Annotated in this window: 20 protein-coding genes; 4 read left to right on the forward strand and 16 right to left on the reverse strand. The window is 73.3% G+C overall.

The genetic code is table 11. The features are described from left to right. Nucleotides 1-113: 113 nt before the first annotated feature. From IF43_RS0122400 to rsmH, 16 genes are all read right to left on the reverse strand, one after another. A complete protein-coding gene (locus tag IF43_RS0122400) occupies nt 114-1,271 on the reverse strand; it encodes a DivIVA domain-containing protein (RefSeq protein ID WP_030203538.1) in 1,158 nt (385 codons plus the stop codon). A 49-nt stretch (nt 1,272-1,320) separates the two neighbouring features. Next, nucleotides 1,321-1,617 carry a YggT family protein gene (locus IF43_RS0122405; protein WP_030203539.1) on the reverse strand — a complete coding sequence of 99 codons (297 nt, stop codon included), beginning with the start codon at nt 1,615-1,617 and terminating at the stop codon, nt 1,321-1,323. Between the two features lie 84 nt (nt 1,618-1,701). Next, complete coding sequence (locus IF43_RS0122410) at nt 1,702-2,310, reverse strand: cell division protein SepF (RefSeq protein ID WP_030203541.1); 609 nt, start codon at nt 2,308-2,310, stop codon at nt 1,702-1,704. A 139-nt stretch (nt 2,311-2,449) separates the two neighbouring features. Then, on the reverse strand, nt 2,450-3,172 hold the full coding sequence (locus IF43_RS0122415) for a YggS family pyridoxal phosphate-dependent enzyme (RefSeq protein ID WP_030203543.1): 723 nt from the start codon (nt 3,170-3,172) through the stop codon (nt 2,450-2,452). Then, nucleotides 3,169-3,903, reverse strand: coding sequence for a peptidoglycan editing factor PgeF (pgeF, locus tag IF43_RS0122420; RefSeq protein WP_030203546.1), 735 nt, complete (start codon nt 3,901-3,903; stop codon nt 3,169-3,171). The genes IF43_RS0122415 and pgeF overlap by 4 nt, the downstream gene beginning before the upstream one ends. Next, entirely contained in the window at nt 3,900-5,111 is a 1,212-nt protein-coding gene (gene ftsZ / locus IF43_RS0122425) for a cell division protein FtsZ (protein ID WP_030203549.1), read from the reverse strand. The genes pgeF and ftsZ overlap by 4 nt, the downstream gene beginning before the upstream one ends. 278 nt (nt 5,112-5,389) lie before the next feature. Beyond that, a complete protein-coding gene (locus IF43_RS0122430; RefSeq protein WP_051795853.1) occupies nt 5,390-6,124 on the reverse strand; it encodes a cell division protein FtsQ/DivIB in 735 nt (244 codons plus the stop codon). An 18-nt stretch (nt 6,125-6,142) separates the two neighbouring features. Beyond that, the gene (gene murG / locus IF43_RS0122435) at nt 6,143-7,237 is read right to left on the reverse strand and encodes an undecaprenyldiphospho-muramoylpentapeptide beta-N-acetylglucosaminyltransferase (RefSeq protein WP_030203556.1); all 1,095 of its coding nucleotides are present in this window, start codon (nt 7,235-7,237) and stop codon (nt 6,143-6,145) included. A gap of 6 nt (nt 7,238-7,243) precedes the next feature. Further along, entirely contained in the window at nt 7,244-8,620 is a 1,377-nt protein-coding gene (gene ftsW, locus IF43_RS0122440; RefSeq protein WP_030203559.1) for a putative lipid II flippase FtsW, read from the reverse strand. 59 nt (nt 8,621-8,679) lie between these two features. Beyond that, complete coding sequence (gene murD, locus IF43_RS0122445) at nt 8,680-10,107, reverse strand: UDP-N-acetylmuramoyl-L-alanine--D-glutamate ligase (protein WP_030203562.1); 1,428 nt, start codon at nt 10,105-10,107, stop codon at nt 8,680-8,682. Then, complete coding sequence (gene mraY, locus IF43_RS0122450; protein WP_030203565.1) at nt 10,089-11,159, reverse strand: phospho-N-acetylmuramoyl-pentapeptide-transferase; 1,071 nt, start codon at nt 11,157-11,159, stop codon at nt 10,089-10,091. The genes murD and mraY overlap by 19 nt, the downstream gene beginning before the upstream one ends. Beyond that, the gene (murF, locus tag IF43_RS0122455) at nt 11,156-12,580 is read right to left on the reverse strand and encodes a UDP-N-acetylmuramoyl-tripeptide--D-alanyl-D-alanine ligase (RefSeq protein ID WP_030203568.1); all 1,425 of its coding nucleotides are present in this window, start codon (nt 12,578-12,580) and stop codon (nt 11,156-11,158) included. The genes mraY and murF overlap by 4 nt, the downstream gene beginning before the upstream one ends. After that, nucleotides 12,577-14,283 carry a UDP-N-acetylmuramoyl-L-alanyl-D-glutamate--2,6-diaminopimelate ligase gene (locus IF43_RS0122460; RefSeq protein ID WP_030203570.1) on the reverse strand — a complete coding sequence of 569 codons (1,707 nt, stop codon included), beginning with the start codon at nt 14,281-14,283 and terminating at the stop codon, nt 12,577-12,579. The genes murF and IF43_RS0122460 overlap by 4 nt, the downstream gene beginning before the upstream one ends. 64 nt (nt 14,284-14,347) lie before the next feature. After that, a complete protein-coding gene (locus tag IF43_RS0122465; protein ID WP_030203574.1) occupies nt 14,348-16,321 on the reverse strand; it encodes a penicillin-binding protein 2 in 1,974 nt (657 codons plus the stop codon). 3 nt (nt 16,322-16,324) lie between these two features. Continuing rightward, complete coding sequence (locus IF43_RS0122470; RefSeq protein WP_107048571.1) at nt 16,325-16,831, reverse strand: septum formation initiator family protein; 507 nt, start codon at nt 16,829-16,831, stop codon at nt 16,325-16,327. A gap of 54 nt (nt 16,832-16,885) precedes the next feature. Next, on the reverse strand, nt 16,886-17,842 hold the full coding sequence (gene rsmH / locus IF43_RS0122475) for a 16S rRNA (cytosine(1402)-N(4))-methyltransferase RsmH (protein ID WP_030203578.1): 957 nt from the start codon (nt 17,840-17,842) through the stop codon (nt 16,886-16,888). 322 nt (nt 17,843-18,164) lie between these two features. On the opposite strand from rsmH, the gene IF43_RS0122480 reads away from it, so the two are divergent. The 4 genes from IF43_RS0122480 to IF43_RS0122495 all read left to right on the forward strand — a co-directional run bounded on the left by IF43_RS0122480 (nt 18,165) and on the right by IF43_RS0122495 (nt 23,698). After that, nucleotides 18,165-18,710 (forward strand): carbonic anhydrase, encoded by a 546-nt coding sequence (locus tag IF43_RS0122480; protein WP_030203581.1) that lies wholly within the window; start codon nt 18,165-18,167, stop codon nt 18,708-18,710. A gap of 187 nt (nt 18,711-18,897) precedes the next feature. Further along, nucleotides 18,898-19,941: a MoxR family ATPase gene (locus IF43_RS0122485; protein WP_051795856.1), complete on the forward strand. Its 1,044-nt coding sequence runs from the start codon at nt 18,898-18,900 to the stop codon at nt 19,939-19,941. Then, a complete protein-coding gene (locus tag IF43_RS0122490) occupies nt 19,941-21,281 on the forward strand; it encodes a DUF58 domain-containing protein (protein WP_030203585.1) in 1,341 nt (446 codons plus the stop codon). Before IF43_RS0122485 ends, IF43_RS0122490 begins: the two co-directional genes overlap by 1 nt. Next, nucleotides 21,278-23,698, forward strand: a complete 2,421-nt coding sequence (locus tag IF43_RS0122495; RefSeq protein ID WP_030203588.1) for a DUF3488 and transglutaminase-like domain-containing protein — start codon at nt 21,278-21,280, stop codon at nt 23,696-23,698. Before IF43_RS0122490 ends, IF43_RS0122495 begins: the two co-directional genes overlap by 4 nt. Nucleotides 23,699-23,746: the final 48 nt, after the last annotated feature.

Below are 23,746 nucleotides of genomic sequence, written 5' to 3' on the forward strand. Positions count from 1 at the left end.
CCCCACCCCACCCCACCCCCCGAAAAACGGGCCGGGCCCGGATCCCCGCAAAGGGGTCCGGGCCCGGCCCGTAGAGACTGCCGACGGCTACGTCGGTCGACGCGACGCCTACCTCAGTTGTCGTCCTCGTCGATCAGGAAGCCCCGCATCGGAGACGGCGCCTGCTGCATCGGCTGCGGCGCGGCCGGCCGCACCGGAGCCATCGGCTGCGTCATCGCCGGGGTCATCTGCTGCTGGCCACCGTAGGACGGCGCGCCCATCGGCGACGGACCGCCGCCCATGCCCATGGCACCGGCCGGGGCCATCGACGGCGTCGTGGTGGCCGGCAGGGACGCGGTCGCCGGGGTGCGCGGCGGCGCGAGGGAGTCGTCCGACTGCGACTCCAGCTGGCGCAGCTGCGACTCCAGGTACGACTTCAGACGCGTGCGGTACTCGCGCTCGAAGCCGCGCAGGTCCTCGACCTTGCGCTCCAGCGTGGCGCGGGCGGACTCCAGGGAGCCCATCGCGACGCGGTGCTTTTCCTGCGCGTCCCGCTCCAGCGCGTCGGCCTTGGCGCGGGCGTCCCGCTCCAGGCCCTCGGCGCGCGAACGCGCCTCGCCGACGATCTTGTTGGCCTCGGAGCGGGCCTCCGCGATCGCCTGGTCGGCGGTCTGCTGCGCCAGCGAGAGCACGCGGGCGGCGCTGTCGCCGCCGGGGCCCTGGCCGGGCTGCGGCAGCTGCGGGGGCTGGTGACCCATCGGGGGCTGACCCATCGGCGGCTGACCCATGGGCGGCTGGCCCATCGGCTGGCCCATGGGGTTCTGGCCACCCATGGTGTGCGGCTGCATGGGGCCGCCCATGGGGCCCTGCTGCATGGGGCCGGGACCCTGCTGCATCGGACCGGGGCCCTGCTGCATCGGGCCGGGACCGCCGGGGCCGGCCGGAAGCTGCGGGGCGCCGCCCGGAAGCTGGGGAGCACCACCCGGAAGCTGCGGCGGACCCATCTGCGGCGGGCCCTGCTGGACCGGCGGGCCGGATATGGCGGCGGGCACGGGGCCGCCGGGGCCGCGCTGGTCCTGGGGCTCGGGCTTGCGCTGCTGCTGCTGGTTCTGCGCGGCGGCACGCGTGGCGGCGGCCAGCTTGGCGCGCAGGTCCTCGTTCTCGCGGAGCAGGCGGGTCAGCTCGGCTTCGACCTCGTCGAGGAAGGCATCGACCTCGTCCTCGTCATAGCCTTCTCGGAGGCGGACGGTCGTGAACTGCTTGTTCCGCACGTCCTCGGGGGTCAGCGGCATCTCTTCTTCACCTCTACGTAGTCGTCGGCAGTCGGCAAGACCAGTTCGTTCACAGGCTTCTCGCAACGTTGCTCACGATGCTGATCAGGATGTAAACGATGATCATCAGCACGAAGAAGGACAGGTCGAGTGCCACGCCCCCGAGACGCAGCGGCGGGATGAACCGCCGCAGGAGCTTGAGCGGTGGATCGGTGACAGTGTAGGTGGCCTCAAGAACGACCACCATCGCCTTGCCTGGTTCCCACGAGCGGGCGAACTGGAAGACGTAGTCCATGACCAGCCGGAAAATGAGCACGACGAGGAAGCACATCAGCGCGATGTAGATCACTTGCAGTGCCACGCCCATCTCGCGCTTCCCTCTCCCCTTGCTCTCGCTGTCCGGCCGAGCGGCCGGGTGGTCGGTCCCGGTGTCGCGTGTTACTCAATCGGTCTAGCTCTGGTTGAAGAACCCGCCCTCGGCGATGCGGGCCTTGTCCTCCGCCGTGACATCGACGTTAGCAGGCGACAGCAGGAACACCTTCTGCGTCACGCGTTCAATGCTGCCGTGCAGACCGAACACGAGTCCGGCCGCGAAGTCGACGAGACGCTTCGCATCAGTGTCGTCCATCTCCGTGAGGTTCATGATCACGGGGGTGCCCTCGCGGAAGTGTTCCCCGATGGTACGGGCCTCGTTGTAGGTCCGGGGGTGCAGCGTCGTGATGCGGTAGGGCTCCCGCTCGGACACGACCTTGGGCATGATCACCGGTGCGTTCTTCTCCAGGCTCGGGCGTTCGGGTGTGATGGATGCCACGGGGGCGATTCGCGCCGGACGCCCGCTTTCCGCCGGCAGCGGGGCCGGCTCGCGGGGTGCCGGCGGCTGGGCGACCCGTACCGGTTCGTCCGGGGCCGGGGCCTGGTGCGGAGGCTGGTGCCGCCGGCGGTCCCGCTCCGGTTCGGGCTCGGGCTCGAATTCGTCGTCGGGATCGAACCCGGGGCCGTCGTACCCATCGTCCTCCACGAGGCCGAGGTAGACCGCCATCTTGCGCATCGCGCCGGCCATTCTCTGAGTCCTCCGCTCTGTGGTGGATCGCCCTCGTCACCGATGGGCACTGCGTTCGACTGCCCGCGATCCACGTGGCCCGTCCCCGATCTGCGGGAATGACCATATTTTCTGCTGTGGTCCGACTTTCTTCGCGACGTTACCCGAGCCGGGGTCGGCTTCCGAGTACCGCAGTGCCGACGCGTACGTGTGTCGCCCCTGCCGCCACGGCCTGCTCGAGGTCCCCGCTCATACCGGCCGAGACCATCGTGGCAGCCGGATGGACGGCGCGCAGGCGGGATGACAATTCCACCAACCGCGCGAACGCCTCCTGTTCGCGGCCCGCGTACGGACCGGCGAGCGGGGCGACGGTCATGAGGCCGTCGAACCGGAGTCCCGGGGCGGCGGCCAGCAGGCCGGCCAACTCCTCGACGCGGTCGGGGGCGGCGCCGCCGCGCGCCCCCCGCTCCTCGCCGGCCTCCGCGTCGAGCGCGACCTGGACGAGGCAGCCGAGCTCGCGCCCGGCCGTCTCCGCCGCCGCCGAGAGGGCGGTGACCAGTCGGGGGCGGTCGACGGACTGCACCAGATGCGCATAACCGGCCACGGAACGGGCTTTGTTCGTCTGCAGCTGGCCCACGAAGTGCCAGACGAGCGGCAGATCCGCGCAGTCGGCGGCCTTCGGCGCCGCCTCCTGGTCCTTGTTCTCCGCCACGTGCCGGACGCCCAGCTCCGCCAGCAGCCGCACGTCGCTCGCGGGGTAGGTCTTGGTGACCACGATGAGGGTCACTTCCTCCCGCTTGCGACCGGCTGCGGCACAAGCGGAAGAAATACGTTCCTCCACCCGCGCCAGGTTCGCGGCCAGTTCGGCCCTGCGGTCGGTCATCGCGACTCCAGCCAGACATATCCGGCGAGCCGCCCGGTGGTGCGGTCGCGGCGGTACGAGTAGTGGTCGGGCGATTCGAGGGTGCAGACGGCGGAGCGCGCGAGGTCGCGTACGCCGAGCGCGACGAGCTGCGCGTGCACGCCGGCGACCACGTCGACGGCCGGAGTGCCCCAACTCGTCTCGGCGTACGCCTGCGGTACGACGGCGGCGACGGCCTCGCGCATGTCGGCGGGCACCTCGTAGCAGCGCCCGCAGACCGCGGGGCCGGTACGGGCGGTGATGCGGACGGGGTCCGCGCCGAGCGCGGCCATCGCCTCGACGACGGCGGGCACCACACCGGCGACCAGGCCGGGCCGGCCCGCGTGCGCCGCGGCCGCGACCCCGGCGACGGGGTCGGCCAGCAGGACGGGGGTGCAGTCGGCGGTCAGGACCGCCAGTGCCAGTCCGGGGCGGGTGGTGACCACGGCGTCCACGGCCGGGACCGGGCCGTCGGCCCAAGGTCCGTCGACCACGGCCACGTCGCGGCCGTGCACCTGGTTCATCCAGACCACGCCCTCCGGGGCGAGGCCCAGGGACCGGGCGGCCCGGGCGCGGTTCTCGCGCACCGCGGCGGGGTCGTCCCCGACCGCGCCGCCCAGGTTGAGCTCCTCGTACGGAACGGCGCTCACCCCGCCCCACCGGTCGGTGAAGGCGAAGTGGGCGCCGCTCGCGTGGTGCTGCTCGCTTATCACTTCAAGAAGTCCGGTACGTCCAGCTCTTCGGCGGGGCTGTCCTGGTACGGACGGGCCGTGGGCACCTGGGGCGCGGCGACCGTGGGGGCCACCGGCACCTCGGGGGCGGGCTCGACCGGCGCCGGGGGCTCCTCGCGCGGGGTGACCGTGCCCAGTCCGCCGAAGGCGGGGCGGGCCGGCTCGGGGGCGCGGACCGGGGCCGGGGGCTCCTCGCGCTTGGTGGAGGCGGCGCCGATCACGTTGTCCCGGCGGGCCGGGGGCTGGCCCCCGTCGAAGCCGGCCGCGATGACCGTGACCCGGACCTCGTCGCCGAGGGCGTCGTCGATGACGGCGCCGAAGATGATGTTCGCCTCCGGGTGGGCGGCCTCGCTGACCAGCTGGGCGGCCTCGTTGATCTCGAAGAGGCCGAGGTCGGAGCCACCGGAGATGGACAGCAGCACGCCCCGGGCGCCGTCGATGGAGGCCTCCAGCAGCGGCGAGGAGATCGCCATCTCGGCGGCGGCCACCGCGCGGTCGTCGCCGCGGGCCGAGCCGATGCCCATGAGGGCCGAGCCGGCCTCGGACATCACGGACTTGACGTCGGCGAAGTCGAGGTTGATCAGGCCGGGGGTGGTGATGAGGTCGGTGATGCCCTGGACACCGGAGAGCAGGACCTGGTCGGCCGACTTGAAGGCGTCCAGGACCGAAACCTGGCGGTCCGAGATGGACAGCAGCCGGTCGTTCGGGATGACGATGAGGGTGTCGACCTCTTCGCGCAGGGCGGCGATGCCGTCCTCCGCCTGGTTCGCGCGGCGGCGGCCCTCGAAGGTGAACGGGCGGGTGACCACGCCGATCGTCAGGGCGCCCAGCGAGCGCGCGATGTTGGCGACGACCGGGGCACCCCCGGTGCCGGTGCCGCCGCCCTCGCCCGCGGTGACGAAGACCATGTCGGCCCCCTTGAGGACCTCCTCGATCTCCTCGCGGTGGTCCTCGGCGGCCTTGCGGCCGACCTCGGGGTTGGCGCCGGCGCCCAGACCCCGGGTGAGTTCGCGGCCGACGTCGAGCTTGACGTCGGCGTCGCTCATCAACAGCGCCTGCGCGTCGGTGTTGATGGCGATGAACTCGACGCCCTTGAGACCGACCTCGATCATTCGGTTGATGGCATTGACACCACCGCCGCCGACACCGATGACCTTGATGACTGCGAGGTAGTTCTGCGGTGCTGCCACGTCGAAGGCCTCTCGCCTCGAGTTACGTGTCGTCACACCGCGGGCCTGCGCTGCGACGACTGATGCCGAAATGGGACGGTCCGTACGCGCCGACCCGAACCCTCACCCTGAAGTTTAGGGTTAGGAGTGTGTCTGTTCCTTGGACTCTTCCGGACAGGACACTAAGTCGACAAGTGGCGCGCGTTCAACGAACACGCCGAACCTCCCGTTTTTCTTTTCACCCTATGTGATCACCCATATCCCTGGCCAACCAGGGTGCTTCCCTGTTCGACCTGGCGTCAACTCCGCGACACCGCAGGGGCGCTGGGGGCGCTCACGTCGAAGTGACCGGCCCCCGGGGCGGCTTTCATCAGCGCGGTCAGCGCACGGCCCTTCAGGGCCCCGCGCTCCGAGCTCCCCCACACGACCGTACGCCCCCCTGCCAACTCCAGCACGACGGAGTCGTACGAGCGCACGCGGACGACCCGGGTGTCCGCGGCCACGGCCCGCGGCAGGTCGCCGGCCACGCCCACCGCCTCCAGCAGGAGCCGCTCCTCGTCGAAGCGGCGCAGGCTGGGCGATCCCGCGGCCGCCAGTTCGAGGACGGGGACGCCCCGGGGGGCCTTGCGGACGGTGGCGAAGCGGACGCCCGAAGCATCCACTTCCACGAAGTCCGCACCCTTTTCGAGGAGCAGGACCGGTGTGCGCTCGGTCACCTTCAGCCCGATCCCGTGCGGCCAGGCGCGGACCACGTCGACCGAGCCGACGCGCGGCAGTTGGCCGCGCAGCCGCGTCCCGATCTCGTCGGTGTCGACGGACGCCAGCGGGGCGCCCAGCGACACGGCGGCCGCGGCGCGCACCTGGTCGGGGGTGAGCACCGCGGTGCCGGAGACGCTCACCTTCTCGACCCGCAGCCAGGAGGAGCCGTACAGCACCCAGGAGCCGCCGCCCGCGAGCAGCAGGGCGGCGGCGATCCCGAGGAGCACGGGCGTGCGCCGGAACCAGGGACGTCTCGCGGTCTGGGGTCCGGCCACTCGTGCTCGCCTCCTGCGTCAGCGGTTCCGGTGCGCGGCGATCGCCTCGTACACCATGGCGACCAGCAGCTCGTCGGCGTCCCGGCGGCCGAACTCGGCGGCCGCGCGGGACATCTCGTAGAGCCGGTGCGGGTCGGCCAGTACCGGCAGGACCTGGCCCTGGACCCACTCGGGGCTCAGTTCCGCGTCGTCGACGAGGAGGCCGCCGCCAGCCTTGACCACCGGCTGGGCGTTGAGCCGCTGCTCGCCGTTGCCGATCGGCAGCGGGACGTACGCGGCGGGGAGCCCGACGGCGGAGAGTTCGGCGACGGTCATCGCGCCCGCGCGGCACAGCATCATGTCGGCCGCGGCGTACGCGAGGTCCATCCGGTCCACGTACGGTACCGGGACGTAGGGCGGCATCCCGGGCATGTTGTCCACGCGCGGCAGTTCGTTCTTCGGGCCGACCGCGTGCAGGATCTGGACGCCGGAGCGCTGGAGCGTCGGGGCGACCTGCTGGACGACCTCGTTGAGGCGCCGGGCGCCCTGCGAACCGCCGGAGACCAGCAGGGTCGGCAGGTTCGGGTCGAGACCGAAGGCGGCGCGGGCCTCGGCGCGGACCGCGGCCCGGTCGAGGGTGGCGATGGTGCGGCGCAGCGGGATGCCCACGTAGCGCGCGCCCCGCAGCTTGCTGTCGGGCGTGGAGACCGCGACGGCGGCCGCGTAGCGCGAGCCGATCTTGTTGGCCAGGCCGGGCCGGGCGTTGGCCTCGTGGACCACGATCGGCACGCCGAGGCGCTTGGCCGCCAGGTAGCCGGGCAGCGCCACGTAGCCGCCGAAGCCGACGACGCAGTCGGCCTTGGTCCGCGTGAGGATCTCCTCGGCGGCCTTGATGGTGCCGCGCAGCCGCCCGGGGACGGTGATCAGCTCGGGGGTGGGCTTGCGGGGCAGCGGCACGGCGGGGATGAGCCCGAGCTCGTAGCCGCGCTCCGGCACGAGCCGGGTCTCCAGGCCGCGTTCCGTGCCGAGGGCAGTGATGCCCACGGTGGGGTCCTGCCTGCGCAGGGCGTCCGCGAGGGCGAGCGCCGGCTCGATGTGGCCGGCGGTCCCCCCACCGGCAAGTACGACATGCACCGAAATTCACCGCTCTCCGGACAGACGCTTCTTGACGCGCCGTCTCATCGACTTCCATCCAAGCCCGGCCCGCTTCCAGCCGAACCTCGGCTGCCGCATGGCGAGCGCCGCGCGCGCCGCCGGCTCCTCACGCGCGAACGCGATGAGCAGCCCGACGGCGAACATGGTCGGCAGCAGGGCAGACCCTCCGTAGGAGAACAGCGGGAGCGGGACACCGGCGATCGGCAGCAGACCGAGCACCGCACCTACGTTGATCACGGCCTGGGCCGTGATCCAGGTGGTCACCCCTCCCGCGGCGTACCTCACGAAGGAGTCCTCCGTGCGTCCGGCCACGCGGATACCCGCATAGCCTAGAGCCGCGAACAGGGCCAGCACCGACAGCGTCCCCGCCAGTCCCAGTTCCTCCCCGGTGATGGCGAAGATGAAGTCGGTGTGGGCTTCGGGCAGTTGTCCCCATTTTTCCACACTGGCGCCGAGACCGGAACCGAACCATCCACCGGAGGCCAGGGCGTAGAGTCCGTGCACGGCCTGCCAGCACAGGTCACCCTTGCCCGGATCGGTGGCGCCGAGGCAGGCGAGCCGGTCCATCCGGTGCGGGCTCGTCTTGATGAGGACCGCCACGATCAGGCCGGCCAGCCCGAGCACGCCCACGAAGAGCCGGGTCGGCGCCCCCGCCAGCCACAGCAGGCCGAACAGGATGGCCGTGAGGATCATCGCGGTGCCCATGTCCCCGCCGAGCATGATCAGCCCGAGGAGCAGGAACGCCACCGGGATCAGCGGCACCAGGAGGTGCTTCCACTGGGTCAGCAGGTCCTTGTCGCCCTTGCGGGCCAGGAGGTCGGCTCCCCACAGGATCAGCGCCAGCTTGCCGAACTCGCTGGGCTGGAGCATGAACGGGCCGCCCAGCGAGATCCAGTTCTGGTTGCCGCCGACCGAGACCCCTATCCCGGGGACCTGGACCAGCACCATGAGGAACACGGTCGCGGCCAGCACCGGGTAGGAGAGCGCCCGGTGCAGCTTCACCGGCATCCGGGAGGCCGTCAGCAGCAGGCCGGTGCCGAGCAGGGCCGCGAAGAGCTGTTTCTGGAAGAAGTACGAGGCCGGCAGCCCCTTCTGCAGCGCCGTGATCATCGACGCCGAGTAGACCATCACCAGCCCTAGGACGGTGATGAGCAGCGCACTGCCGAAGATCAGGTAATAGGCCGTGAGCGGCCGGTCCCAGGTGCGCCGGAGCTGCCGGTAGGTGGTGCGGACCCGCTCGAGGGGACCGCGCCCGGACGGCTTCCGGGGCGGCCCGGAGCGCACCGGACGCCTGCGGCCGAGGGTCCTGGGCGCCTTGGGCGCCGAGGGGCGCCGCCCGGCGCCCACCGCCACGCGCTGCATGTGTCTGTTCCCCTCCACTCGTACGAGCAGCCGGCCGGACAGACCTGTCGCCCGGGCCCCTACGCGGTTTCGGCGGCCAGTTCGCGCACGGCGTCGGCGAACGCGTCGCCGCGGGTGCCGTAGTTCGCGAACATGTCCATCGACGCGCAGGCCGGGGCCAGCAGGACCGTGTCGCCGGGCTCCGCGAGCCGGGCCGCTTCCCGGACCGCGGCAAGCATCGCCCCAGTGTCGGTCCGGTCGAGGTCGACCACCGGGACCTCGGGCGCGTGTCGCGCCAGGGCTCCCCGGATCAGCTCCCGGTCGGCGCCGATGAGCACCGCGCCGCGCAGCCGCCCGGCGGAGCCCGCCACGAGCTCGTCGAAGGTCGCGCCCTTGGCGAGGCCGCCGGCGATCCACACGATGGACTCGTAGGCCGCCAGGGAGGCCTCGGCGGCGTGGGTGTTGGTGGCCTTGGAGTCGTCGATGTACGTGACCCCGGCGACCTCGGCCACGTGCGCGATCCGGTGCGCGTCGGGGCGGAAGTCGCGCAGCCCGTCGCGGACGGCGCGCGGCTCGACCCCGAAGGCGCGGGCGAGCGCGGCGGCGGCCAGGGCGTTGGCGACGTTGTGCGGGGCCGGCGGGTTGACGTCCGCGACCTCGGCGAGCTCCTGGGCGTTCTTCTGCCGGTTCTCGACGAAGGCGCGGTCGACGAGGATGCCGTCCACGACGCCGAGCATGGAGGGGCCGGGGGCGCCGAGGGTGAAGCCGATGGCGCGGCAGCCCTCGACGACGTCCGCCTCCTCGACGAGGTGCTCGGTGGCCTTGTCGGCGACGTTGTAGACGCAGGCGACCGTGTTGCCCTCGTAGATGCGGCCCTTGTCGGCGGCGTACGCCTCCATGGAGCCGTGCCAGTCGAGGTGGTCGGGCGCGAGGTTGAGCACCGCCGCGGAGTGGGCGCGCACGCTGGGCGCCCAGTGCAGCTGGTAGCTGGAGAGCTCGACGGCCAGGACGTCGTACTGCTCCTGCCCCTGCACCACGTCGATGATCGGGGTGCCGATGTTGCCGACAGCGGCGGTGCGCAGGCCGGCGGCGCGCAGGATCGAGGCCAGCATCTGGGTCGTGGTGGTCTTGCCGTTGGTGCCGGTGATCGCCAGCCACGGGGCCGCGTCCGGGCCGCGCAGCCGCCAGGCGACCTCGACGTCCCCGATGACCTCGACCCCGGCCGCCGCGGCGGCCTCGAACAGCGGGCTGGAGGGCTTCCAGCCGGGCGAGGTGACCACGAGGTCGGTGCCCTCGGGGAGGCTGTCCGCGTCCCCGAGGCGTACCGCGATGCCGGTGGACTCGACCTCGGAGGCGCGGGTGCGGTGCGCCTCGCTGTCACCGCCGTCGACCACGGTCACGCGTGCGCCGAGGCCGGCCAGGGCGCGGGCGGCACTGATGCCGCTCACGCCGAGGCCGGCCACGGTGATGTTCATGCCCTGCCAGGAGGTCACTTGTCGGCTGCCCATCCCGCGTAGAAGAGGCCCAGGCCCACGATGACGCACATGCCCTGGATGATCCAGAAGCGGACCACGACGAGGACTTCCGACCAGCCCTTGAGCTCGAAGTGGTGCTGCAGCGGTGCCATCCGGAAGACGCGCTTGCCGGTGAGGCGGAACGAGCCGACCTGGATGATCACCGACATCGTGATGAGGACGAACAGGCCGCCCAGCAGCGCGAGCAGCAGCTCGGTGCGCGAGCAGATGGCCAGGCCGGCCAGGGCGCCGCCGAGCGCCAGCGAGCCGGTGTCGCCCATGAAGATCTTGGCGGGCGAGGTGTTCCACCACAGGAAGCCGAAGCAGGCGCCCATGAGGGCGGAGGCGACGATCGCGAGGTCCAGCGGGTCGCGCACCTCGAAGCAGGCGGCCGGGTTGGTCAGGGTCTCCGCGTTGGCGCAGGACTCCTGGTACTGCCAGACGCCGATGAACGTGTAGGCGCCGAACACCATCACGGACGCGCCGGTGGCCAGGCCGTCGAGGCCGTCCGTCAGGTTCACGCCGTTGGACATGGCCAGGATCATGAACAGCGCCCAGACCACGAACAGCACCGGGCCGATGGACCAGCCGAAGTCGGAGACCCACGACAGCTTGGTGGAGGCCGGGGCCAGCCCGCGGGCGTCCTTGAACTGCAGGGCGAGCACCGCGAAGGCGATGCCGACGATCAGCTGGCCGGCCATCTTCGCCTTGGCCCGCAGACCCAGCGAGCGCTGCTTGACGATCTTGATGTAGTCGTCGAGGAAGCCGACCAGGCCCATGCCGGCCATCAGGAAGAGCACCAGCAGACCGGAGAAGGTCGGCTGGCTGCCCGTGATCACCTTCGTCAGGCCGTACGCGGCGAGCGTGGCCAGGATGAAGGAGATGCCGCCCATGGTGGGCGTGCCCTTCTTGCCGGCGTGGCCGCGCGGGCCGTCGTCCCGGATGAACTGGCCGTAGCCCTTGCGGGCCAGCAGCTTGATGAGCAGCGGGGTGCCGATGATGGTGAGGAACATGCCGATGACACCGGCGAACAGGATCTGCCTCATCGGCCGGCGACCTCGCCCTCGCCCTCGAGCAGCGCCAGCGCCACCCGCTCCAGACCGACCGACCTGGAAGCCTTCACCAGCACGACGTCTCCCGGGCGCAGTTCACTGCGCAACAGGTCGACCGCCGCCTGCGCGTCGGACACGAGCACCGACTCCTCACCCCACGAACCCTCGTTATATGCGCCCAGTTGCAACCAGGACGCTTCCCTGCCCCCGACTGCGACGAGCTTGCTCACGTTGAGCCGGACGGCGAGCCGTCCGACCGCGTCGTGCTCGGCGAGCGACTCGTCACCGAGCTCGGCCATTCGACCGAGCACCGCCCACGTGCGACCCCCCTTCGCCCTGGCGGCGCCGCCCATCGCGGCCAGCGCGCGCAGCGCGGCCCGCATGGACTCGGGGTTCGCGTTGTAGGCGTCGTTGACGACCGTCACGCCGTCGGCGCGCTCGGTGACCTCCATCCGCCAGCGGGAGAGCGTGCCCGCACCGGAGAGCGCGGTGGCGATCTCGTCGACGGACATGCCCAGCACGTGGGCGACGGCGGCCGCGGCGAGCGCGTTCGACACGTGGTGCTCACCGTACAGCCGCAAGGTCACGTCGCTGCACCCGGTGGGTGTGTGGAGCGTGAAGGAAGGCTGTCCCTGGGGGGTCATCCGGACTTCGCTGGCGCGTACGTCGGCGTCGTCGGCCTCGCCGAAGAGGACCGTGCGGGCCTGCGTCCGGGAGCTCATGGCGCGTACGAGCGGGTCGTCGGCGTTGAGCACGGCGACGCCGCCCTCGGCGGCGGTCGGCAGGGCCTCGACCAGCTCGCCCTTGGCCTGCGCGATCTGCTCGCGGCCGCCGAACTCGCCGATGTGGGCCGTGCCCACGTTGAGGACGAGGCCGATCCGGGGCGGGGTCAGACCCGTGAGGTACGTGATGTGGCCGATGCCGCGCGCGCCCATCTCGAGCACCAGGTGACGGGTGTCCTCGGTGGCCTTGAGCGCGGTGAGGGGCAGTCCGATCTCGTTGTTGAGCGAGCCGGGCGTCCATACGGTCGGGGCGTGGTTCTGCAGGACCTGCGCGATGAGGTCCTTGGTGGAGGTCTTGCCGGCCGAGCCGGTCAGGGCGACCACGTCGGTGCCGAGCCGGCCGACCACGGCGCGGGCGAGGGCTCCGAGGGCGGCCTCGACGTCGGGCACCACGACCGCGGGCACGCCGACGGGCCGGGCGGCCAGTACGGCGACGGCTCCGGCGGCGGCGGCGCGCTCGGCGTAGTCGTGGCCGTCGACGTGTTCACCCGCGAACGCGGCGAACAGACCGCCGGGTTCGACCTCGCGGGAATCGATGACGACGGAACCGGTGACCGTGACCGACGGATCCGGTATGTCGTGGGTACGCCCGCCGGTGATGTCGGCGATCTCGGCGAGGGAGAGGGCGATCACGGTTTCACCTCGGCCTGTCGGGACTGCTCTTCGGACTGGGCGCGGGCCCGCTCGATCGCGGCCCGCAGCACCTGGCGGTCGTCGAAGGGTCGGACCACCCCGGCGGTGTCCTGGCCCTGCTCGTGCCCCTTGCCGGCGACGAGCACGGTGTCGCCCGCCTGCGCGCGGGCCACGGCCGCGGCGATCGCGGAGGCCCGGTCGGCGTCGACGAGGACCGCGCCGCGCTCGGCGGCGGGGACGGAGACGGCGCCCTCGAACATCGCGGCGAGGATCGCGAGCGGGTCCTCGGAGCGCGGGTTGTCGGAGGTCAGCACGGCCGTGTCGGCCAGGCGCGCGGCGGCGGCGCCCATCGGGGCGCGCTTCGTCCGGTCGCGGTCGCCGCCGCAGCCGATGACGACGTGGAGCTTGCCCTGGGTGACCTCGCGCAGGGCGCGCAGGACCGACTCGACGGCGTCCGTCTTGTGCGCGTAGTCGACCACGGCGAGGTACGGCTGGCCCGCGTCGACCCGCTCCAGCCGGCCCGGGACGCCGGGCACGGCGGCCACGCCGTCGGCGGCGGTCTGCGGGTCGATGCCGGCGGCGGCCAGCGTGACCACGGCGGCCAGGGTGTTGGCCACGTTGAACGGGCCGGGCAGCGGCGCGGTGGCGTTCACCCGCACGCCGCCCGGGCCCACGATCGTCAGGGTGGAGTCGACCGGGCCGGAGCGGACGTCCTCGGCACGCCAGTCGGCGCCCGGGTCGCCCGCCACGGAGAACGTGACGACCGGGACGGCCGACTCCTTCGCGAGCCGGCGGCCGTACTCGTCGTCGACGTTGACCACGCCGAGCCGGGCGCGCCGCTCGGTGAACAGCTGCGCCTTGGCCTGGAAGTAGTCCTCCATGTCGGAGTGGAACTCCATGTGCTCCGGGCTCAGGTTGTTGAAGACGGCGACGTCGAAGACGCAGCCGTCGACCCGGCCGAGCACGAGGGCGTGGCTGGAGACCTCCATCGCGACCGCCTCGACCCCGCGCTCGCGCATGGCGGCGAACAGGGCCTGGAGGTCGGTGGCTTCCGGCGTGGTGCGCTCGGACTTCACGCGCTCGTCGCCGATGCGCATCTCGACGGTGCCGATGAGCCCCGTGCGGCGGCCGGCGCCGCGCAGGCCGCCCTCGACGAGGTACGCCGTGGTGGTCTTGCCGGACGTACCGGTGATGCCGATCTGCAGGAGCCCGGTGCCGGGGCGGCCGTAGATCTCGGCAGCGAGCTCGCCCATCCGGCCGCGCGGGTCCTCGACGGCGAGGACCGGCAGTCCGGTGGCGGCGGCGCGGTCGGCGCCCGCCGGGTCGGTCAGGACCGCGGCGGCGCCCAGCGCGGCGGCCTGCGCGGCGAAGTCGGCACCGTGCACGTTCGCGCCCGGGAGGGCGGCGTACACGTCACCGGGTCGCACGGCACGGGAGTCGTGCGTGATGCCGGTGATCTGCACGGCGTCGGCCGGGGCGCCGGGGGCTCCGAGACCCAGCAGCTCCGCGAGCGCGCCCAGGGGTGTCGGGCGGGCGTGTGCGGGCCGGGGCGGTCCCGGCGGCGCTGCCGGGGCGTCTTTCTGGGCGGTTCTGGGCTGATCAGCGTGGGGCACGGCGGTGAGCGTACCGGGCGCTGCGGGCCCGCCGGGAATTGAGGTGCCCGGGGCGCCGCGGTTCCCCGGGTCCGGGGTGATGGTCGTCACTGGTGGTGCCTCGCGCTTCTGGTCCGCTTCTCGTCGCCGGCCGGGCGGTCCGGCCGGCCGGGTCTCACCGGCTCGGGCGGCCGGGGGTGAAGGTGGTCGGCAGGTTCGCGGGAGCGGTGCCGGTGGGGGCGATCTGGAGGCTCTTGAGGGCGAACTCCATGACCTTCTTGTAGATGGGGCCGCAGATCTGGCCGCCGAAGTGGCTGCCCCGGGTGGGGTTCTGGATGGCGCAGTAGACCGTGATCCGGGGCTTGTCGGCGGGGGCGAAGCCGGCGAAGGAGGCCGTGTAGCCGTTGTAGCGGCCGGTGGCCGGATCCACCCGGTTGGCCGTGCCGGTCTTGCCGCCGACGCGGTAGCCGGGGATGCGGGCCTTGGTGCCGGTGCCCTCCCGGTCGTCGACCACCGACTCCAGCATGGCGGCCAGCGTCTTGGCGGTCTCCTCGCTGATCACGCGGGTCTTCTGGGGCGCCGGGGCCGCGGTGAAACGGCCGTCGGGGCCCTTGTAGCCGCGCACGAGGGTGGGCTGGATGCGGACGCCGCCGTTGGCCACGGTCGAGTACACGGACGCGGCCTGCATGGCGCTGAGCGAGAGGCCCTGGCCGAAAGGGATCGTGAACTGCTGCGAGGTGGACCACTCGGAGGGCCGGGCCAGGATGCCGCGGGTCTCGCCGGGGAACTCCAGGCCGGTGGGCTGCCCGATGCCGAAGCGGGTCAGGTAGCCGTAGAGGGTCTCGTTCACGTCGGCCTGGGTCTTGCCGAGCTGCCCGGTGGCCAGGATGGTGCCGATGTTGCTGGACTTGGCCAGGACGCCGTTCAGGGTCAGGTACCAGGTCGCGTGGTCGATGTCGTCCTTGAAGAGCCGGTCGCCGCGGTGCAGCCGGTTGGGGACGGTGACCTGCGTGAGGGGGCCGGCGACCTTCTCCTCGAGCACGGCGGCCATGGACATGACCTTGGCGGTGGAGCCGGGCTCGTACGCGTCCTGCAGGGCCGCGTTGCCCATGGCGGCGGAGCGGGCCTTGCTGAGGTCGTTGGGGTCGAAGCCGGGGGCGTTGGCCATCGCCAGCACCTCACCGGTCTGCGTGTCCTGGACGACGACGTAGCCGCGGTCGGCCGCGGATGCCCGCACCTGCTCGGTGATCGCGTCCTGGGCGGCCCACTGGATGTCGCGGTCGATGGTCAGCTCGATGTCGGAGCCGGGCACCGCGGGCTTCTCGCGCGAGCCGGCCGTGGGTACGCGGCGGCCGCCGGCCTGGGCGTACCGCAGTTCGCCGTCCTTGCCCGCGAGCCGCTCGTCGAGCTGGGACTCCAGGCCGCCGGCGCCCTTGCCCTCGGCGTTGACGTAGCCCAGTATCCCGGCGGCCAGGTCCCCGTTGGGGTACACGCGCTTGCTGCTGGGCTCCTGGAACACGCCCGCGAGGACGTTCGCGCCGGGACCACCGGCCCGCTTGTCGGCCTGCGCCTTGTCGGCGAAGACGCGCTTGAGGTCCTTGATCTGGTTCCAGACCTGGGGGGTCTGGCGGCGGGCCAGGACCACGTACCGGGACTTGGGGGTCTTCAGCCGGGCGGCCAGGTCGCCGGCGTCCTTGCCGAGGATGGGGGCGAGCAGGGCGGCCGCCTGCGCGGCGGCGTCGGGGGCGCCGCTGCCCTTCGGCGTGAACATCGAGGGGTCCGCGGTGATGTCGTACGCGTCCACGCTGGTGGCGAGCGCGATGCCGCGGCGGTCGGTGATCCGGCCGCGCTCGGCGGCGATGGTGTAGCTGGCGTAGCGGTTCTTCTCGGCCTGGGCGGAGTACTCGGCCGCGTCGACCGCCTGGACCTGGAGCAGTCGTACGACGAACGCGGCCATCACCAGCGTCAGGCCGAGGCTGACCAGCCGGAGCCGGGGCCGGGGGCTGCCCAGCCGGATGGTGTGCGGGGCGCGGTCGGGGGCGGCCGGGCGGGGGCGGCGCGCCGTGGGGCGGGCGGCGGGGCGGCGCTCCCCGGGCCGGGGGCGGGCGGGGCCGGGCACGCGCCGCCGCGGGGGTTCCTTGGGGCTCACGGGTCACCTGCCGGGGGTCGGTGCGGGCTTCGTGACGGGGCTCGGATCGGTGGCGGGGGCCTGGGACGGCGGGGCGGCGGGGGCGGACGGGACCGCCTGCGCGGCCGGGTCGGCCTGGGCGGTGGCGGTGGGCCGTGCGGCGGGGCTCGGGACGCCGCCGACCTTGCCGTCCGCGCCGAGGAAGACGGGGCTGCCGCCCGGGACCAGGCCGAGCCGGCGGGCCTGGCGTTCGAGGGCGTCGGGGGCCGAGTAGGAGTCGACGTCGCGCTGCAGGGCCTGCTGCTCGTCGGTGAGGGAGGTGGTCTCCTTCTTGAGCCGGCTGAGCTGGAAGGAGCCCTCGTTCAGGGCGGAGTTCAGCAGCAGCAGGGTGATCAGGCCGCCGCCGAGCAGGGCCACGACCAGCAGGACGAACGGGGTGCGGGCGGCCTGGGCGGCCGCGCCCTTGGCAGCGCCGGCGCCCTGCCCCTTCCGGCCCGGCCGGGTCGCCGGGCCGCTCCGCCTGATCACCACACTCGCCTCCCGGTCACACGCGCCTCCCGGGACGTCGCGGACGCGGTCCGGGCCTCACAGGTTCTCCTCGCGGATCCGCTGGGCGCCGCGCAGCCGGGCGGGGGCGGCCCGCCGGTTCTGCGCGACCTCCTCCTCGGTCGGCAGCTCCGCGCCGCGGGTCAGCAGCTTCAGCTTGGGCTGGTACTTCTCCGGTACGACCGGCAGTCCGGGCGGCGCGGTGCTCGCGGCGCCGGCCGCGAAGACCGTCTTGACCAGGCGGTCCTCGAGGGAGTGGTACGACAGCACGGCGATCCGGCCGCCCACGGCGAGGGCCGCCACCGCGGCCGGGATGGCCCGCTCCAGGACCGCCAGCTCCCGGTTGACCTCGATGCGCAGCGCCTGGAAGGTGCGCTTGGCCGGGTTGCCGCCGGTGCGCTTGGCGGCCTGCGGGAGGGCGTCGCGGATCAGCTCGACGAGCCGGGCGCTGTTGCTGAAGGGTTCCTTCTCGCGCTCGCGGACGATCGCCGAGACGATCCGCTTGGCCTGCTTCTCCTCGCCGTAGGCGCGCAGGATGCGGACCAGTTCGCCGGCCGGGTAGGTGTTGAGGACCTCGGCGGCGCTCATGCCGGTGGTCTGGTCCATGCGCATGTCGAGCGGGGCGTCCTGGGCGTACGCGAAGCCCCGGTCGGCCTCGTCGAGCTGCATGGAGGAGACGCCGAGGTCGAACAGGACGCCGTCGACGCGCGGGATGCCGAGCCGCTCCAGCACCTCGGGCAGCTCGTCGTACACGGCGTGGACGAGGGTGGCCCGGTCGCCGAAGGGCGCGAGGCGCTCGCCCGAGAGCCGCAGCGCCTCCGTGTCGCGGTCCAGGGCGACGAGGCGGACCTCGGGGAACTGGGTGAGCAGGGCCTCGCTGTGGCCGCCGAGGCCCAGGGTGCAGTCGACGACCACCGCCCCGGGTCGTTCCAGGGCCGGGGCCAACAGGTCCAGGCACCGCTGGAGCATCACCGGGACGTGGCGGGTCTCGCTCAATGCACCCTCTCAGGTAACGGCGCGGCCTGCGGGTACATGGCCGTACGCGCCGCGCACGCGGGGGGATTCTCGTGCGGCCGGAGCCGCGGGCGGGGCCCGGGGTGCCGGCCGGTTCGCGTCACTTTAGTCCACGGGTGCGCGGGATCGGGGCACCGGCCCGCGCGTCGTGCGCCCCGGTCCGGCCAACCCGACGCATGCTCCGTACCACTCGAACGGGCCAGGTCGGGCCATCCCTGTGGGTTAGCTCACAACAAGGTTCGTTGACCGGCTTTGTCCACCCTCACACCTGTCGCGCTCGAGCGTGAGCACTAACGTCATAGGCATGACGACCTCCGCATCCCTGCCGACAGAGTCCGCACCCTCGACGGCCGGCACCGTCATCAACCGGCTCGTCGAGGCGAACCGGGCGTACGCCGAGGGCTTCAGCGACCCCGGCATGGACGCCAAGCCGGTCCTGCACGTGGCCGTCGTGGCGTGCATGGATGCCCGACTCGACCTGCACAAGGCGCTGGGCCTCCAGCTCGGCGACTGCCACACGATCCGCAACGCGGGCGGTGTGGTCACCGACGACGTGATCCGCTCGCTCACCATCAGCCAGCGCGCCCTGGGCACCCGCTCGGTGATACTCGTCCACCACACCGGCTGCGGCCTGGAGAGCCTGACCGAGGACTTCCGCCACGACCTGGAGGAGGAGGTCGGCCAGCGCCCGGCCTGGGCCGTCGAGGCCTTCCGCGACGTCGACCAGGACGTCCGCCAGTCCATGCAGCGGGTCCGCACCAACCCCTTCCTCCTGCACACCGACGACGTCCGCGGCTTCGTCTTCGACGTGCACACCGGCCTCCTGAGGGAGATCGGCCCGGCCTCCTGAGCAACCGGTCCCCCTCCCCCGCCCGGGAGGGGGAAACCCCGGGCACGTGACAGCAGGGCGTCGCGCCGTCAAGAATGCGGGGTGACGCCTGCCCGGAAACCGTTCCGGCGGACGTCCGTGAGTTTTCGCGGTGGGCCGGTGATGCGCAAATGGGCGTTCGGCCCGTGAAAGGGCCGAGGAGGGCCGGGTGACGACCTTTGACGATCGAGCGAGCCTCGCTGATCTGACCAGCACCGCCGAGCGGGTGCGCGGGTCGGTGGAGCGGGTGATCGAGGGCAAGCCCGAGGTCGTGCGGCTTTCGCTGGTGGTGCTGCTCGCCGAGGGGCACCTGCTCATCGAGGACGTGCCGGGCGTGGGCAAGACGATGCTCGCCAAGACGCTGGCCCGGTCCATCGACTGCTCGGTGCAGCGCATCCAGTTCACCCCGGACCTGCTGCCGTCCGACATCACGGGCGTCAGCATCTGGGACCAGCAGCGCCGCGAGTTCGAGTTCAAGCCCGGCGCGATCTTCGCCCAGATCGTGATCGGCGACGAGATCAACCGCGCCTCGCCCAAGACCCAGTCCGCGCTGCTGGAGTCGATGGAGGAGCGCCAGGTCACCATCGACGGCGAGACCTACCCGCTGCCCAGCCCGTTCATGGTGGTCGCCACCCAGAACCCGGTGGAGATGGAGGGCACCTACCCGCTCCCCGAGGCCCAGCGCGACCGCTTCATGGCCCGCGTCTCGGTCGGCTACCCCAGCCCCGAGGCCGAGCTGCAGATGCTCGACGTGCACGGCTCGGTCTCCCCGCTGGACGACCTCCAGCCGGTGGCGCACGCGCACGACATCGTCAAGCTCATAGAGGCCGTGCGGGACGTGTACGTCGCCGAGCCCGTACGGCGCTACGTCGTCGACCTCGTCGCCGCCACCCGCAACCACCCCGACCTGCGCCTGGGCGCCTCCCCCCGCGCCACGCTGCACCTGCTGCGCGCGGTCAAGGCCTCCGCCGCCCTCGCCGGCCGCGACTACGTGCTCCCCGACGACGTGCAGGCGCTGGCCGCCCCGGTGCTCGCGCACCGCCTGCTGCCCACCGCGCAGGCCCAGCTGAACCGGCGGACCGCCGAGCAGGTCGTCGCCGACATCCTCCAGCGCACCCCCGTGCCCAACGCCGCCGTGCGCAGCCAGGCCACCGCGCCCCGGTTCCAGGAGCAGGCGTACGGCGAGCAGTCCCCGGGCGGCCGGGGCTACTGATGGCGAACGGAACGCGTCCGTCCGACGGGTCCGGCCGGGACGGGCTGCGGGCCGCGCTGTCCGGCCTGACCACCCGGGGCCGCTCCTTCCTGGCGGCCGGCGTGGCGGCCGGGGTCTGCGCGTACGTGCTGGGCCAGCCCGACCTGCTGCGGGTCGGGCTGCTGCTCGCCGTGCTGCCGCTGCTGTGCGCGGTCGCGCTGCACCGCACCAAGCACCGGGTGGCCTCGACCCGCCTGCTCAGCCCGGGCCGGGTGCCGGCGGGCGCCGAGGCCCGGGTGCAGCTGCGCATGAACAACGTCTCGCGGCTGCCCACCGGCCTGCTGATGCTGCAGGACCGGGTGCCGTACGTGCTCGGGCCCCGGCCCCGCTTCGTGCTGGACCGGGTCGAGGGCGGCGGCCGCCGGGAGGTCTCGTACCGGGTGCGCTCGGACCTGCGCGGCCGCTACCCGCTGGGGCCGCTCCAGCTCCGTCTGACGGACCCCTTCGGGCTGGTGGAGCTCACCCGCTCGTTCACGGCGTACGACACCCTGACCGTCATACCGCGCACCGAGCCGCTGCCCGCGGTGCGGCTGACCGGCGAGGCCTCCGGCTACGGCGACGGCCGGCAGCGCTCCCTGGCGCTGGCCGGCGACGACGACGTGATCCCGCGCGGCTACCGGCACGGCGACGACCTGCGCCGGGTGCACTGGCGCTCCACCGCCCGCTACGGCGAACTGATGGTGCGCCGCGAGGAGCAGCCCCAACGGGCCCGGGCCACCGTGCTGCTGGACACCCGGCGCATCGCCTACCAGGGCGCGGGCCCGGACTCGGCCTTCGAGTGGGCCGTGTCGGGCGCCGCCTCGGCGCTGCTGCACCTGCTGGAGCGCGGCTTCTCGGTGCGACTGCTGACGGACACCGGCGACGCGGTGGGCGGCGAGGGCGCGGGCGGTTTCTCCGCCGGGGGCCAGGAGTCGGCCGCGGCGGCCGGGATGATGATGGACATGCTGGCCGTGGTCGGGCACTCCGACGGGGCCGGGCTCTCGCGCGCGCACGACGCGCTGCGGGGCGGCGAGGAGGGGCTGCTGCTGGCCTTCCTCGGCGACCTGGACGACGCGCAGGTGGAACTGGCGGCGAAGCTGCGTCCGCGCACCGGCGCGGCGGTGGCCTTCGTGCTGGACTCCGCGGCCTGGGCCGGCGAGGGACCCGGCAGGAGCGCGGACGCGGTCGAGGGAAGGCTGCGGCGGCTGCGCGAGACGGGCTGGACGGCGGTCGCCGCGCTGCCCGGCGTACCGTTCGCGGACCTGTGGCGGCAGGCGGGGAACGCCCCCGCGGGCCGCGGCACTTCGGGGGGTTGGGCATGAGCAGCCGGACGAGACTGACGCTGTGCGCGCTGGCGGCCACGCTGCTGACGGCCGGTTCGCTGCTGCCGCTGGTGCATCCGGCGACCTGGTTCCCGCAGGCCGTGGTACTGGTCGCGATCCAGGCCGGGGTGGGAACGGGCGCGCGGCGGGTGCCGCTGGCCCGGTCGCTGACCCTGGGGGCGCAGGTCCTGGTGTCGCTGCTGCTGCTGACGCTGCTGTTCGTCGGCGAGCACGCGCTCTTCGGCGTGCTGCCCGGGCCGGCCGCGATACAGGACTTCGCCGACCTGTACGAGCAGGGCGCCACGGACATCGGGCACTTCGCCATGCCCGCCCCGCTCACGGACGGCATCCGGCTGATGCTGCTGACCGGCGTGCTGGTCATCGGGCTGCTGGTGGACATGCTGGCGGTCACGTTCCGCACGGCGGCCGCGGCCGGCCTGCCGCTGCTGGCGCTGTACTCGGTGGCCGCCGGGCTCTCCCAGGGCGGGGCGGACTGGCTGTGGTTCCTGCTGGCCGGGGCCGGGTACCTGCTGCTGCTCCTGGCCGAGGGCCGGGACCGGCTCTCGCAGTGGGGCCGGGTCTTCGGGGGCGCCCCGAAGGGCCGCAGCAACGCCGGCCTGACCTCGGGTGCGGGCGCGGTGGCGCCCGTACGGACGGGGCGGCGGCTGGGTGCGCTGGCGCTGGGCGTCGCGCTGCTGGTGCCGGCCGGCCTGCCGGCGCTGGAGGGCGGTCTGCTCGGCGGCACGGGTCCGGGCGACGGCGACGGGCTGGGCGGCGGGACGATCTCGGCGGTCAACCCGCTGGTGTCGCTGCAGAGCAGCCTGAACGTGCCCGAGGACAAGGAGGTGCTGCGCTACCGCACCGACAGCGGGCGCACCACGGAGCAGTACCTGCGGATCGTGGCGCTGGACGAGTTCGACGGGCAGTCGTGGAAGACCTCGGAGCGGGAGATCACGGCGGTGCCGGACCGGCTGCCGAACCCGCCGGGGCTGGGCCCGGGCACACCCACGCGCGAGGTGCGCACCAGCGTGTCGGCGGCCGGCTGGTACGCGCAGACGTACCTGCCGATGCCGTACCCGGCCACGCAGGTGGACGTGAAGGGCAAGTGGCGGTTCGAACCGGTGGGCCGGACCCTGGTGGGCGACCGCGGGCAGAGCACGCGGGGGGCGCAGTACACCGTGCGCAGCCTGCAGGTGCAGCCGACGGCGCAGCAGTTGGCCGGGGCGCCGCGGCCGCCGGCGGAGCTGCTGGCCGAGTACACGCAGGTGCCCGAGAGCCTGCCGGAGTCGGTGGAGCGGACGGCGCTGGAGGTCACCAAGGGCGCCCGGACCGACTACCAGCGGGCGGTGCGGCTGCAGGACTGGTTCGCCGAGAGCGGCGGCTTCACGTACACGACCCGCGGCAGCTCGGGGTCCGGGACGGCGGCGATCGCCCGCTTCCTGAAGGACAAGCAGGGCTTCTGCGTGCACTTCTCCTTCTCGATGGCCGCGATGGCGCGCACCCTGCGCATCCCGGCGCGGGTGGCGGTGGGCTTCACGGCGGGCTCGCAGCGGGCGGACGGCAGTTGGTCGGTGGGGCTGCGGGACGCGCACGCGTGGCCCGAGCTGTACTTCGAGGGGGTGGGCTGGACCCGGTTCGAGCCCACGCCGTCGCGCGGCAGCACCCCCGCGTACACCCGGCCCGACCTGCCCTCCGCGCAGCCGTCGGACCCGGCGGCGGAGGTTCCGGGGCGGACGGACGCGCCGGCTCCGGCGCCGTCCAGGGCCGACCAGTGCCCGGACCAGCTGCGGCGGTTGGGCGAGTGCGGCGGGGCCACGGCGGGCGTGGCCGCCGACCGGGGCGAGGACGGTCCGTCGCCGCTGTCGGTCGTGCTGGTGGTGCTGGCCGTGCTGGTGGTGGCGGGGCTGCCGCTGCTTCCGATGCTGTGGCGTTCGCGGGTACGGGCCCGGCGGCTGGCCTCGGCGGATCCGCTGGAGGCCTGGCGGGAGCTGGGCGACGCGGCCTGGGACGTGGGCATCGAACCGGACGAGGCGCTGTCGCCGCGGGGTGCGGCGCGGCGGATCGTGCGGCTGGGCGGGCTGGACGTGGTCGCGGCCGAGAGCGTGCACCGGGTCGCCGGGGCGGTGGAGCGGGCGCTGTACGCGCCGGCTCCGGCACCCGGCGGCGGTGCGCCCGGCGGCGGTACGGCGACCCTGGCCCGGCCGGCCACGACCGCGGGAGCGGACCTGGCGGCGGACGTGTCGGCGGCGGCCGCGGCGCTGCTGGTCGGTGTCGGCGGACGCACGCGGCTGCGGGCCCGGCTGGCCCCGCGGTCCGGGGTGCGGGTGCTGTGGGTGGCGCAGGTCCGCTGGGGCGCGGTACGGGCCGGACTGCGGGCCCGGCTGCCGGAGCGCGTGCGGTCGCTGACCGGGCGCTGAGCGTCCGGTCGCCGACCGGACGGGAAGTCGACCGGACCGGAAGTCCAC

It is taken from the genome of Streptomyces sp. NRRL S-87, from assembly GCF_000719335.1.
Lineage (GTDB): Bacteria > Actinomycetota > Actinomycetes > Streptomycetales > Streptomycetaceae > Streptomyces.